Source organism: Streptomyces sp. SID4985 (genome assembly GCF_009863025.1).
In the GTDB taxonomy this organism is placed as follows: Bacteria; Actinomycetota; Actinomycetes; order Streptomycetales; family Streptomycetaceae; genus Streptomyces.
On record NZ_WWIR01000368.1, the window covers coordinates 1 to 12,076 of the forward strand.

Genomic DNA, 12,076 nt, shown 5'->3' on the forward strand with positions numbered 1-12,076 from the left:
GCCCGTCCCCCTGACCACCCCCCGCCTCCACCTGGAGCCCCTCCGCGCGGAGCACGCGCGTGAGGCGTTCGTGTTTCTGGACGACGTACGGCTGCACGCCTGGACGGGCGGTGCGCCCGACACGTTGCCGGAGCTGGAGGCATCCACCCAGGTCACGCGGCCTCGATCGCGGTGGCGCGGGCGCTGGAGCTCGGGGTCTCCGCCAGCGTCGTCGATGGTGAGGTTCGCTGGACGGACCACGGCTGACGGTCGGTGGAATCGAACGCGTAAGGTTTCTTGCTCGTAAGCAAGAGCATGTACGACGACCGCGCCCGATCGTGTGAGGAGACTCCCGGACGATGGCCTTCACCGGTGGCGTGACGCGCAGTACTCTGCGCCAGCAGATCGCGGACGCGTTGCGGGACGAGGTGCTGGCCGGGCGGCTGCGGCCGGGCCGGGCGTTCACGGTCAAGGAGATAGCGGACCAGTACGGCGTGTCCGCGACGCCGGTCCGTGAGGCGCTGGTCGATCTGTCCGCGCAGGGGCTCCTGGAGGCGGACCAGCACCGGGGCTTCCGTGTCCCGCAGTACTCCCTCGCCGACTACCGCTCCATGATCGAGGCGCGCAGCCTGGTCACGGAGGGGATGTTCCGCGCGCTGCGGGACGGTCACACGGCGTTCGCCGACCCGGACGACCCCTGTACGGCGGCGGCGCTCGCGGCGGTCCGGCGCCGGGGCGAGGAGGCGAAGCGGGCGAACGCGGCGGGCGACCTGACCGTCCTCGTCGGCTACGACCTCCGCTTCTGGCGCGAGCTGAGCGTGCTGTTCGGCAACCCGTACATCGCCGAGTTCCTCCACCGCCTCCGGCTGCGCTCCTGGGTCTGCGCCGTCCAGCATCTGCGCCGCCGCCCCGAGCCCCACGAGATCCGCGGCCGCCTCTGGGCGGGCCACACGGACCTCATCGACGCCCTGTCCCGCCGCGACGCGGAGGCGGCCCGCTCGATCGTCGCCGAGGCCAACGCGCACTCGCTGTCGCTGGTGGAGCAACTGGCGGCGGAGTAACTCCGCCACCTACTCAGGTACTTACTCCGCGAACATGCCGATCAGGTTGTACGGCGCGTCCTCGCCCAGCATCTCGTGGAGGTCGGCCCCCTCCAGCGCGGCCGTGGCGCTGCGCGGGAACATCGCCCGCTCGTACGCGGTGAGCGCGGCCTCCACGTCGCCCGGGTGCGCGGCGACGGCCTTGCCGAGTTCGGCGCCGTCGTAGAGGGCCAGGTTGGCGCCCTCGCCGTTCGGGGCCGTGAGGTGGGCGGCGTCGCCGAGCAGCGTGACGCCCGGCACCCGGTCCCAGCGGTGCTCGGCGGGGAGGGCGTGGATGTGGCGGGGCACCGGCGCGGTGTCGCCGTCGGTGATCAGCGCGGTCAGCTCCGGCGCCCAGTCGTCGTACTCCCGGGCGATGCGAGCGAGCGCTGCGGCGGGGTCGGAGAAGTCGACCCCGTCGAACCAGTCGCGCGGCCGGGCGAGCATGACCCAGGTGTGCAGGGTGCCGCCCCGCTCCCGGTGCACCAGGACGCCCTTGCCCGGCGCGAGCACCATGGTCGATCCGTCGCAGACGAGCTTCGCGCTGTGCGGGTGCCGGGTGTCGGCGTCGAGCAGCAGGGTCTCGACGAACGAGACGCCGGTGTACTCGGGTGTCGCGCCGGACAGCAGCGGCCGGACGCGGGACCACGCGCCGTCCGCGCCCACCAGCAGCTCCGTCTCCACGGCGGTGCCGTCGGCGAAGGTCACCTCGTGGCGGCCGCCGCCGAGGCCGCGTACCCCGGTGACCTTGTGCCCCCACCGCACGGTGCCCTCCGGCAGCGCGTCGAGCAGCAGTTGCCGCAGCTCGCCGCGCGGCACCTCGGGGTTGGGGCCCGTGCCGTCGTCGGGCAGATCGAGCAGGACCTCGCCGTCCCGGCTGAGAACGCGTGTCGCCTGGCGCCCTTCGAGGATGAGAGCGCGGAACTCCTCGTAGAGACCGGCGTCCCGCAGCGCCAACTGCCCGTTGTAGTCCCGGATGTCGAGCAGTCCGCCCTGAGCCCGCGCGGCCGGGGAGGTCTCCGCCTCGTAGACCGTGGACGTGATGCCGTGGACGTGCAGGACACGGGCGAGCGTGAGGCCGCCCAGTCCCGCGCCGATGATCGTGACGTGCGTGCTCATGGTGATACCTCGCATGGTTCACACCCGCCGGACGACCCCGGCAGGCTCCGCACCCAACGTCGCAACCCCCGCCGACAAACCCCCGACACCTGCCGCCCCCGGCCGACAACGCGACGACAGCGCCCCCGCCCCGGACCTACTCCCCCGGCATGACCCGCACGAAGCCGCTGGTCCACTCGTCCTCGTCCAGCTCGTACGGGTCGTAGTAGAAGCAGTCCGGTTCGTCGCGGAACCCCGGCAGCAGCCGGGCCTGCCGCAGCCGCTCCTCCACCCGCTCAAGGCTGGAGTAGATGCCGAGCAACTTCAGGTCGTCGCCGTCCAACTCGTCGCAGAACACGCCGTCTTGATCGACGTGCACGGTCGAACCGTCTTCGCCGGCCTCGTTCTGGTGGCCCACATGCCACAGGGGATAAACGATCACGGCGGGGAAGCTAGCAGCGCCCTCACTTCGGAGCGACTCGGTTTCGCGTGACGCCGGGGTCGACTTCGGGGTGGGTGAACCGCAGGGGCTTGCCCAGCGACCGGGCGTAGGCGATTTCGGCTCGGGTGCTGTCTCCGATGTAGTCGCCGACCACGAGCACCTCGTCGGCGAGCCGGATCTTCGCCCGGTGCAGCTCGTCGAGCCGGGGCTTCAGCGCCTCGGCCTCGACGGGGTCGGACCAGAGTGCGTGCGGCGACTTCAGGTCGCAGCCCGGTTTGACGACAATCCTTCCGGCTTCGGTCTCCCGCAGATCGGCCTCGGTCATCTCGTCCATGAAGCGGGTGGAGCCGCAGATCGCGACGATACGCGGGAGGCTCAGCAGCTTCTTCGCGTCGGCGAGCCTCTCCTCGGGGGTGAGCGGTCGCGGGTACGACACGGGGTCCTCCTGGTGGTGTGGTCCAACTCTTGAGAGAGGGAGGATGTCAAGCATTACGCTTGTCAACCCCGTGACACCCGACGCGCCCCGACGTGCGAGGAGCTTTCCTTGGCCTGCGACCTGTGGCTGGTCCCACTCGTGGACTTGCTGTGCCACGCCCCGGACAACCCGTTCGCCGAGGAACTCGCGCACTACAACAGCGCGCTGACCGACGCCGGGCTCCCGTCCGTGCCGGTGTTCCAGTACATGCCTGGCCTGTCCGGCGATGTCGCCCCGGTAGCCGGTTTCGACTACGACGCCCTGCACTTCCTGCGCCGCGTCTACCTGCTCCAGGTGTGCGGCCTGCCCGTCACCCCCGTGGACGAACTCGGCGGCGACTACGAGCAGTTGCTGGAGATGTTCGAGACCACCGCCCAGCAGTCGCACCTGGTGTGGCACTACGACCACGCGGGTGCGTACGTCCCCGTGGACTTCCCGCACCCGCTGTCGAACGACGAACTCCTCGCGGGCGGCGGCCCCTTGGGCTCCACCCACTCCCTCCTGCGCGAGCTGGGGCACATCGCCCCCGCGATCGGCATCGACCCCGCAAACCCTCCGGCCGCCCCTCAACCCCCCTCGGCACCCACCGAGTTGGAGGAAGCCGCCGCGCCCGCGCCCTACGACCCGAGCCCCTTCGCCCGCGAACGGCACGTCTGGCTCGGCCTGCACGCCGCCGCCACCCGTTCCCTCGCCCAGGGCTCGATGATCGTCTTCAGCTGAGCCCCTCCGGGCTGTTCAGCAGCGCCGTGCGCAGCAGCATCGTGTGCACGAACCGGTCGGGGGCGGTCGGGGGAAACCGCCAACTCAACGGCCACGTCGGTCCGTTCAGCGCGGGCACGGGGATGTAGCTCACCCGGAACGGCCCGCTCGTCAGGCGGGTCACCTCCGGCGGCCACGCGTGATGCGCCGTACTTCCCGCCTCCACGAGGAAGTACACGCTCCTGCGCCCGCTCCCCGACTCCACCACCGGCCCCGGATCACCCCCCGTCATCCGCGCCAGCCGGTCGGCGATGCGCCGCCCCGGATCGCCGTCCAGCCGTACGGCGTCGAACTGAACCCCCGCCTTGCGGAGGTGGATGCCGCTGGTGGGCAGCCATTGGATCGCCAGGTGACTTTGCGTATTCATGGGGACAGTGTCAGTGGCGAGCGCTACCGTTTTCCATGACTCTCCGTCGATACCTCGAAACAGTCGGGCACGGGCGGTGAGGCATGGTGACCGGTTGAGTTCGGTTGAGTCCGGGGGTGACCGCGATGGCGCGGGCAGCAAACAAGGCTCAGGCAGGTGGTGCGGCGCGCATGGTCGCCGCCCTGGCAAAAGCACTGCGGGAACAGCTGGGGCTGACGCAGGAAGAAGTGGGCAGGATGACGGGCTACACCGCGTCCGCCATCAGCGCGATGGAGACGTGCGCGCAGCCCGCGAGTGACGCGATGCTGGTGGCGCTGGAGAAGGCGATCGGTGGTGGGCTGGGCCTCTTCGAGAAGGCCCGCAAGCTCATGCTGATGGAGAAGTACCCGCCGCAGTTCCAGGACTTCGCCCTCATGGAGGCGGAGGCGGTGACGCTGTCCTCCTACCAGACCTACGTGGTCTCTGGCCTGTTCCAGACCCCGGAATACGCACGGGCACTGATCGGGGGCGGCTATCCCCCACTCTCCGAGGCAATGGTGGACGAGCTGGTCGAGGCACGCATAGCGCGCAGGGCGCTCTTCGACCGCACCAACCCGACGCCCATGATCGAGCTGATCCTCGACGAGGCAGCGCTACGGCGGCCAGTGGGCAGCTGGGATATCCAACGTGCCCAGTTGTACGCGCTCTTGGAGGATGCAGAGCGGGACAATGTCAGCCTCCAAGTGATGGCGATGGACCGGGGCGCGAAGGGTAGCCACGCAGGCACCCGAGGCGACATGGTGTTGGTGGTAACCAAGGACCACGAACACGTTGTCTACCTGGAGGTTGAAGACGAGAGCTCGCTGGTCAGCAATCCAGTTAAGGTGGCGCGTCTCAACCACCGGTATGCGAAGATCCGGTCACAGGCTCTGAGCCCGGACGACTCGCTGAGCCTCATCCGGAAGTTGGCGGGAGAAGAACGGACATGACCAGCACCCTGCGGTGGTTCAAGTCGAGCTACAGCAATGACAGTGGCGGTGATTGCCTGGAAACCGCCTACACCTGGCACAAGTCCTCGTACAGCAACGCAAGCGGCGGCGACTGCGTCGAGGTCGCCCCCTGCCCCCACGACATCCACGTCCGCGACTCCAAGATCCCCGACGGCCCCCACCTCACCGTCTCCTCCACGGCGTGGACCTCATTCGTCACGGGCGCCCGACGAGCCTGATCACCGGCGGCCACAGCACCCCCGTCCCCACCAACAGCGACGGCCCCAGATGCACCGGGCACACCACCAACGGTGCCCGTCCCTGCCGTACGACCTCGAACACGCCCGGGTCGGCACAGTCGGGCCCTCCGCCGGGGGAGACACCCTCACCACCGTAGGGCCCCCGGCACAGGACACCCCGCTCGCCGCTCATACCCCGATCGCACCCCGCCGGACGGCACCCCGCACGTGGCGGACGGCCAGCAGAGTGACTGTACGACGAGCCGCACGGGGCAGACACGCAGCGTAGCCATACCGTGCGACCATGCAAACACAGCGTCACCACAGGCGTACGGCACTGGGCATCATCGCTCTGGCCGTCACCCTGCTCACCCTGGCGGCGGCCGGAGCGTCGGCCGCCGCCCAGCGCGCGGGCACGCTGCTCACGGTGAGGTTCACCAACAACAGCGACCGCGACCTGACACTGGGGCCCTTCAGCTACAACGGATGCCCCGCGAACCTGCCGGATCGCATCAACGCGGGCGCCACGGCCAGCTGGAACCTCGACGCCTGCGGCGACCCCCGGGGCAACTTCGGGAACGTCAGTTTCAACATCTACCGGGAGACCAACCGGACACAGATCACCTGGGACGCGCCCGTCGTCGGGGACGCCAGTTACACCCAGTCGGCACCCAACGGCTATGTGATCAGCCGCAGCGGCGGCCAGGGCTTCAACCCGACCGTCGACTTCACCTTCGACTGCAACTCCACGACCTGCGACGGCATCCCCGACAGCTGGAAGCAGAACGGCATCTACATCAATCCGGCCAACGGCAGCGCCCACACCGCGCCCGGGCCGGGTCTGCAGTTCGTCAACCTGCCCGCGATGGGGGCCACGGTCAACAAGCCGGACGTCTTCGTCCAGCTCGACTGGATGGCGAACGCCAACCACAGCCACGCGCTCGCCCCCGCGGCCATCAAGCAGGTGGTCGACGCCTTCGCGAACTCGCCCTACTCACGGCACTCGCCCACCACCGGCATCAACCTGCATGTGGACGCCGGGCCGGACAGCATCATGAACTTCGCGACCAACGCGACCTGGGGCACCCTGAGCAAGGCCAAGCCGCTCACGGAGCAGACCAACCTGGGCACCGCGGTCAACGGCATGTACCAGTGGAACGCCTTCAACACGATCAAGAACCAGACCGGCGGCTTCACCAGCACCGGCCGGGCGCCGATCTTCCACTACGCCATCTCGGCCCACAACCTGAACCCCGGCACCGACTCCAGCGGCATCGCCCCCACCCCGGGAAGTGACCTCATCGTCAGCCTGGGCAGCTTCGCGGGCCAGGTGGGCACGGTCGCCGAGCAGGCCGGCACGTTCATGCACGAGCTGGGCCACAACCTCAACCTGGAGCACGGCGGCGACCAGAACGTCAACAACAAGCCGCAGTACTTCAGCGTCATGAACTACCTGTACCAGTTCGGTCTGACCTCCGGGACCACCACCGGACTCACCGACCTCTCCCGCCAGAACGCCTCGCTCAACGAGACCAGCCTCAACGAGCGGACGTACCCCGCCAGCAGCGGGAACTACGACGTCCGGCACTGGTGCCCGGGCAGCAGCGGCGGCTCCTTCGTCATGGTGGCCGCCTCGACCGGCCAGGTCGACTGGAACTGCAACGGCGTGATCGACACCGCGCCGGTCTCCTTCGACGTCAACAACGACGGACAGCAGACGACGCTCACCGGCTACAACGACTGGAGCAACCTCCTGCTCCGCGTCGGCGCCGTCGGCCGCACCGAAGCCTCGGGCGACGTGCCGCCCCCGACCCGGGAGGACGAGCTGACCCCGAGCGACGCCGAGCTGAACCTCCCGCTGGACCTCGAACCGCCGGTCACCAAGGCCCGCGTCACGCCGTGCCGCCCCGGGTACGGCACGAACCGCTCGGACGTGTGCGTCACCCTGATCGCCAAGGACCGCATCTCCGGCGTGGCCAGGACCGAGTACAAGCTCGACGGCGGCAAGTGGAGGACGTACACCTCCCCGGTCACCGTGCACGGCAAGGGCAAGCACGTGCTGAAGTTCCGCTCCGTGGACTACGCCCAGAACCACGAGAAGACGAAGGCGATCACCGTCTCCGTCAAGCGCCCCTGACCCGGGAGCGCGCAGGAAGAAGGGGCCCGCACCGGTCGGTCGGTGCGGGCCCCTTTTTCCCTGTCCCCTTACGGGAACGAGGTCCCCTTACAGGAACGAGTTGATCTCGATCGTCTCGTCACGGCCCGGGCCGACACCGATCGCGGAGATCGGCGCGCCGGACATCTCCTCCAGCGCCTTCACGTAGTTCTGCGCGTTCTTCGGCAGGTCGGAGAAGGACTTCGCCTTGGTGATGTCCTCGGACCAGCCCGGCAGCGTCTCGTAGATCGGCTTCGCGTGGTGGAAGTCGCTCTGCGAGTACGGGAGCTCCTCGACGCGCTTGCCGTCGATCTCGTACGCCACGCAGACCGGGATCTCCTCCCAGCCGGTGAGCACGTCCAGCTTGGTGAGGAAGAAGTCGGTGAGACCGTTGACGCGCGTGGCGTAGCGGGCGATCACCGCGTCGAACCAGCCGCAGCGACGGTCACGGCCGGTGGTGACACCGCGCTCGCCGCCGATGCGGCGCAGCGCCTCGCCGTCCTCGTCGAACAGCTCGGTCGGGAACGGACCCGAGCCGACACGGGTCGTGTACGCCTTGAGGATGCCGATGACCCGGCTGATCTTCGTCGGGCCCACGCCGGAGCCGGTGCAGGCGCCGCCGGCGGTCGGGTTGGAGGAGGTGACGAAGGGGTACGTGCCGTGGTCGATGTCGAGCAGGGTGCCCTGACCGCCCTCGAACAGCACGACCTTGTCGTCCTCCAGCGCCTGGTTGAGGACCAGGACGGTGTCGGCGACGTACGGCCTGAGCTGCTCCGCGTAGCCCAGCAGCTCCTCGACGACCTGCTCCGCGGCGATGTCGCGGCGGTTGTAGAGCTTGGTGAGCATCTGGTTCTTGACGTCGAGCGCGGCTTCCACCTTCTGGAGGAGGATCGACTCGTCGTACAGGTCCTGGACGCGGATGCCCACGCGGTTGATCTTGTCCGCGTAGGTCGGGCCGATGCCCCGGCCGGTCGTGCCGATCTTGCGCTTGCCGAGGAAGCGCTCGGAGACCTTGTCCATCGTCACGTTGTAAGGCGTGATGATGTGCGCGTTTCCGCTGATGAGGAGCTTCGACGTGTCGACGCCGCGCTCGTTCAGGCCGCTCAGCTCGGAGAGCAGGACCGACGGGTCGACGACGACACCGTTGCCGATGACCGGCGTACAGGTGGGCGAGAGGATTCCGGAAGGGAGGAGGTGGAGCGCGTACTTCTGGTCGCCCACGACGACCGTGTGGCCGGCGTTGTTGCCGCCCTGGTAGCGCACTACATAGTCCACCGAGCCACCGAGCAGGTCGGTCGCCTTCCCCTTGCCTTCGTCACCCCACTGAGCACCGAGCAGCACAAGTGCGGGCACGCGCGTACACCCCTTCCGGGCGGGGCATGTCCAAGGTCGGGGGCGTGGGCGCGAGGTTTCGTCGCCTCGTCGCCGCGTACCGCCGCGACCGTCGTTGGCCGCACAACCCGTCGGACCGGATGCCCCGGAATAGACGAAGCCCCTGGCGCAATAGCGCAAGGGGCTCTTGCACAAAGATGCTACCCGAGGAAGCGAGGCAGGACCGAGGTGGCGACTTCCGCGACGTCCGAACAGCTCCTGGTGATCATCGATCCGGCGGCACGGCGGGGGGACGGGGAGTCCGTCCGGATAGCGAAAGACGTGCTCAGCGCGGGTGCGGCGGCGAAGGTGTGCCTGCCGGACTCTCCCGAGGAGTTCGCGCGGGTGCTGGGCCGACGGGGGTCGCGGCGGCCCGTGGTGGTCGGGGACGACCGGGCGCTGGTGCGGGCGGTGAGTCTTCTGCACCGGCACCGGGAGCTTTCTGATTGCGCCCTGTCGATGGTCCCGGTGGGCCCGGCCTCCCTCGCGCGGTCGCTGGGGGTGCCTCCGGGCGCGGTCGCGGCGGCACGGGCGGTGCTGGAGGGTTCCGTGCGGCGACTGGACCTCCTGGTGGACGACAGCGACGGGGTGGTGCTGGGGTGCCTGGGCATTCCGCCCGCCTCGGCCCGCACGGTGGTCTCCGAACCGGTCGGCGCGGCCCCGGCCCATCCCTGGCTCCGCTCCCTGGTCCGGCGGGTGGCGTACCGGCCTGCGGTCCGGCTCCGGGTGGAGATCGACGGGGAGACGGTGACGGACCTGGACCGGCCGGTGGAGGCGGTCTCGGTGACCGCGGTGGGGCAGGGGGTGGCCTCGGTGGAGATCCACCCGTTCTCCTTCGCCGAGTCCGGCTCTCCCGTCCGCACCTCCGCTCGCACGATCACGGTGACCGGGGAGAACTTCCACTACCGGGCGGACGCGGTGACCTCCGGTCCGGTGCGGCGGCGTACCTGGCGGGTGGCGGAGGGGGCGTGGGGGTTGGTGGTGCCGAGGGGGTGAGGGGGCGCTGCCGCTGTGGCTCCGGTCGATGCGCCGCTGCGGCCACTGCCACGAGGACGGGTGGTCTTGTGGCGGGCACTGTTGACGGACGTGCGTCAACCGACACGCGCGAGGGCCGCCCAGTTTCCCGGGCGGCCCTCGCCGAGGTCTGAACCCTGGGGGTATGGCCTGCCCTCTCGGGCTACCAGGGACGATTCCAGGGTCTTCGGCGATCAGCCTAGACGCCCTCGCCCGGCTCGCGCGGCAGATCTCGCCGCTGCGCGGCCCGCCGCCGTTGCTGCCTGGGAACATCGCGAGCATGGGCAAGCACGCGCGGCCAGGGCCGCCGAATCAGCCGTCGCGGGCCGTTCCCCGGGTGGACGGGGGCGATCCGCTCGCGGCGTACGACAAGCGGCGGCGGGCGCCGCTGGATGTCCGGCGGCGGCACCGGCCGCTTCATGGCGGGGGCGGGCATGTCCGGCCCGACGAGCCCCGGGTTCTGGAGGAGTGGGACGGGTTCGCGTACGGGCCAGTGGGGACCGCCGCGAACCTTGTGGAGGCGCAGGGGTGGGTGGACGAGCCGGGGGTCGGCTGAGCCCGCCCGGGGTGGGGTCCTCAGCCCGCCATGTCACGTCTCCGGATGCCCGTTAGTCCTGCGCACGTCAGTGCGATGGTCAGGGTCAGCAGGGCCGCTACCGGGGTCCACTCCATGGGGGCGGCCGGGAGCTTGGGGAGGTGGGCGTAGGGGGAGAGGTCCAGGAGGGGTTGGGGGGCGTTTACGGCGGGGCCTACCCAGCCGAGGAGGAGGGTCGCTGTGGCTGCCGCCCAGGCGATCGTCGCCGCTCGGGGGAGGACGCCGTAGAGGAGGACCGTCAGGGCGCCCAGCGTCCAGATCGCGGGGAGTTGGATCAGGCAGGCGGCCAGGAGGGTGCCGGGGCGGTGGCCGTAGCCCGCCATGAAGCCCAGGGAGGCCAGGAGCATCAAGGCCGCCGAGCCCGCGAAGGACACCGTCAGATGGCTCGCGGCCCAGTTCAGGCGGCTCACCGCGCAGGCGAGGATCGGTTCCGCTCGGCCCGAGGTCTCCTCCGAGGCCAGGCGGAGGACCGAGGAGACGATGTAGAGGGCCGCGACCAGGCCCAGCATGCCGGTCATCGCGGAGAGGAACGCGTCCTCGGCGCCCGCGCGGCCGCCCATCCGCTCCAGGATCTGCCGTACCCCCTCGTTGTCGCCCATCATCTGCGCCGCGCCCTGGGTGAGACCGCCGTAGACCACCCCGGCCAGGAAGAACCCCACGCCCCAGCCCAGCAGCGCGCCCCGCTGGAGGCGCCAGGCCAGGGCAGCAGCACTGCTCAGGCGTCCCCGTGCCGGGCCCGGACGGGTCGGCAGGAAGCTCATCCCCAGGTCACGGCGGGCGGCGAGGGTGAAGGCGAGGGCGCCCAGAGATGCACACGCGCCGCCGAACAGCAGCAGTACCCACCAGCGTTCCGTCGCGTACGGCCGCAGGTTCTCCTGCCAGCCCAGCGGCGACAGCCAGGTCAGCACCGAGGAGCCGTCCGCGCGGGCCGAGTCGCCCGCCGCGCGCAGGACGAACACCGCCCCCAGCACCGCCGAGGTCAGCCCCCGCGCCAGCCGCGCGCTCTGCGTGAGCTGCGCCGCGACCGCCGCGACCCCGGCGAAGACGAGGCCGGTCCCCGCGACGCCGAGTGCGAGCGCGAGCGCGCCGGGAGCGCCGTACGTCGCCATGCCCGCGAAGAGCAGCAGCGCCAGCACCCCGTTGGCGACCGCCGCCGCGAGCAGCGCCGCCGTCAGCGGGGCCCTGCGGCCCACCGCCGCCGACGCGAGGAGTTCCGCCCGCCCGCTCTCCTCCTCGTCCCGGGTGTGCCGTACGACGATCAGCAGGCTCATCGCGGCGGCGAGCAGCCCGGCGTACACGCCCGCGCGCCACGCCGTCAGCCCGCCCACGGAGTCGTCGAGGAGCGGTCCGGTCAGGGCGCGCAGCGAGGCGTTGGCGGTCATCTGCGCGCGCAGGGAGGCGCGTTCGGCCGCCGTGGCGTACAGGCCCTGGAGGGTGCCCGGCATGGAGAGGACCATCAGGGCGTTCACCCCGGCCCAGACGGGGATCTGGACGCGGTCGCGGCGGAGGGCGAAGCGGAGGAGGGCGGGGGTGCC

At 70.4% G+C, this 12,076-nt stretch carries 13 protein-coding genes; 7 read left to right on the forward strand and 6 right to left on the reverse strand.

Going from position 1 to position 12,076, the window contains the following annotated elements; translation table 11 throughout:
* The first annotated feature begins 338 nt into the window (after positions 1-338).
* Positions 339-1,040 (forward strand): GntR family transcriptional regulator, encoded by a 702-nt coding sequence (locus GTW40_RS15320; RefSeq protein WP_161180738.1) that lies wholly within the window; start codon positions 339-341, stop codon positions 1,038-1,040.
* Between the two features lie 21 nt (positions 1,041-1,061).
* On the opposite strand, the gene GTW40_RS15325 is transcribed toward GTW40_RS15320, so the two are convergent.
* The 3 genes from GTW40_RS15325 to GTW40_RS15335 all read right to left on the reverse strand — a co-directional run bounded on the left by GTW40_RS15325 (position 1,062) and on the right by GTW40_RS15335 (position 3,034).
* Positions 1,062-2,177 (reverse strand): NAD(P)/FAD-dependent oxidoreductase, encoded by a 1,116-nt coding sequence (locus tag GTW40_RS15325; RefSeq protein WP_161180739.1) that lies wholly within the window; start codon positions 2,175-2,177, stop codon positions 1,062-1,064.
* 136 nt (positions 2,178-2,313) lie between these two features.
* Positions 2,314-2,598: a hypothetical protein gene (locus GTW40_RS15330; protein ID WP_161180740.1), complete on the reverse strand. Its 285-nt coding sequence runs from the start codon at positions 2,596-2,598 to the stop codon at positions 2,314-2,316.
* Positions 2,599-2,620: 22 nt separating this feature from the next.
* Entirely contained in the window at positions 2,621-3,034 is a 414-nt protein-coding gene (locus GTW40_RS15335; RefSeq protein WP_161180741.1) for a hypothetical protein, read from the reverse strand.
* Positions 3,035-3,142: 108 nt separating this feature from the next.
* Here GTW40_RS15335 and GTW40_RS15340 point away from each other — a divergent pair, with 108 nt between their 5' ends.
* On the forward strand, positions 3,143-3,793 hold the full coding sequence (locus tag GTW40_RS15340; RefSeq protein ID WP_161180742.1) for a hypothetical protein: 651 nt from the start codon (positions 3,143-3,145) through the stop codon (positions 3,791-3,793).
* Here the strand turns inward: GTW40_RS15340 and GTW40_RS15345 are convergent.
* Positions 3,786-4,199: a hypothetical protein gene (locus GTW40_RS15345; protein WP_161180743.1), complete on the reverse strand. Its 414-nt coding sequence runs from the start codon at positions 4,197-4,199 to the stop codon at positions 3,786-3,788. The genes GTW40_RS15340 and GTW40_RS15345 overlap by 8 nt on opposite strands.
* Before the next feature lie 125 nt (positions 4,200-4,324).
* Here GTW40_RS15345 and GTW40_RS15350 point away from each other — a divergent pair, with 125 nt between their 5' ends.
* The 3 genes from GTW40_RS15350 to GTW40_RS15360 all read left to right on the forward strand — a co-directional run bounded on the left by GTW40_RS15350 (position 4,325) and on the right by GTW40_RS15360 (position 7,543).
* Positions 4,325-5,167: a helix-turn-helix transcriptional regulator gene (locus tag GTW40_RS15350; protein WP_161180749.1), complete on the forward strand. Its 843-nt coding sequence runs from the start codon at positions 4,325-4,327 to the stop codon at positions 5,165-5,167.
* Positions 5,164-5,406 carry a DUF397 domain-containing protein gene (locus GTW40_RS15355; protein WP_161180744.1) on the forward strand — a complete coding sequence of 81 codons (243 nt, stop codon included), beginning with the start codon at positions 5,164-5,166 and terminating at the stop codon, positions 5,404-5,406. The genes GTW40_RS15350 and GTW40_RS15355 overlap by 4 nt, the downstream gene beginning before the upstream one ends.
* A gap of 304 nt (positions 5,407-5,710) precedes the next feature.
* On the forward strand, positions 5,711-7,543 hold the full coding sequence (locus tag GTW40_RS15360) for a hypothetical protein (RefSeq protein ID WP_161180745.1): 1,833 nt from the start codon (positions 5,711-5,713) through the stop codon (positions 7,541-7,543).
* Between the two features lie 87 nt (positions 7,544-7,630).
* On the opposite strand, the gene GTW40_RS15365 is transcribed toward GTW40_RS15360, so the two are convergent.
* A complete protein-coding gene (locus GTW40_RS15365) occupies positions 7,631-8,914 on the reverse strand; it encodes an adenylosuccinate synthase (RefSeq protein WP_161180746.1) in 1,284 nt (427 codons plus the stop codon).
* A gap of 207 nt (positions 8,915-9,121) precedes the next feature.
* Here GTW40_RS15365 and GTW40_RS15370 point away from each other — a divergent pair, with 207 nt between their 5' ends.
* Positions 9,122-9,928 (forward strand): diacylglycerol kinase, encoded by an 807-nt coding sequence (locus GTW40_RS15370; protein ID WP_161180747.1) that lies wholly within the window; start codon positions 9,122-9,124, stop codon positions 9,926-9,928.
* Between the two features lie 298 nt (positions 9,929-10,226).
* Positions 10,227-10,502, forward strand: coding sequence for a DUF6087 family protein (locus GTW40_RS33125; protein WP_237525528.1), 276 nt, complete (start codon positions 10,227-10,229; stop codon positions 10,500-10,502).
* 20 nt (positions 10,503-10,522) lie between these two features.
* Here the strand turns inward: GTW40_RS33125 and GTW40_RS15375 are convergent.
* Positions 10,523-12,076, reverse strand: a 1,554-nt coding sequence (locus GTW40_RS15375) for an ABC transporter permease (RefSeq protein WP_161180748.1), incomplete at its 5' end; no start/stop codon positions are given.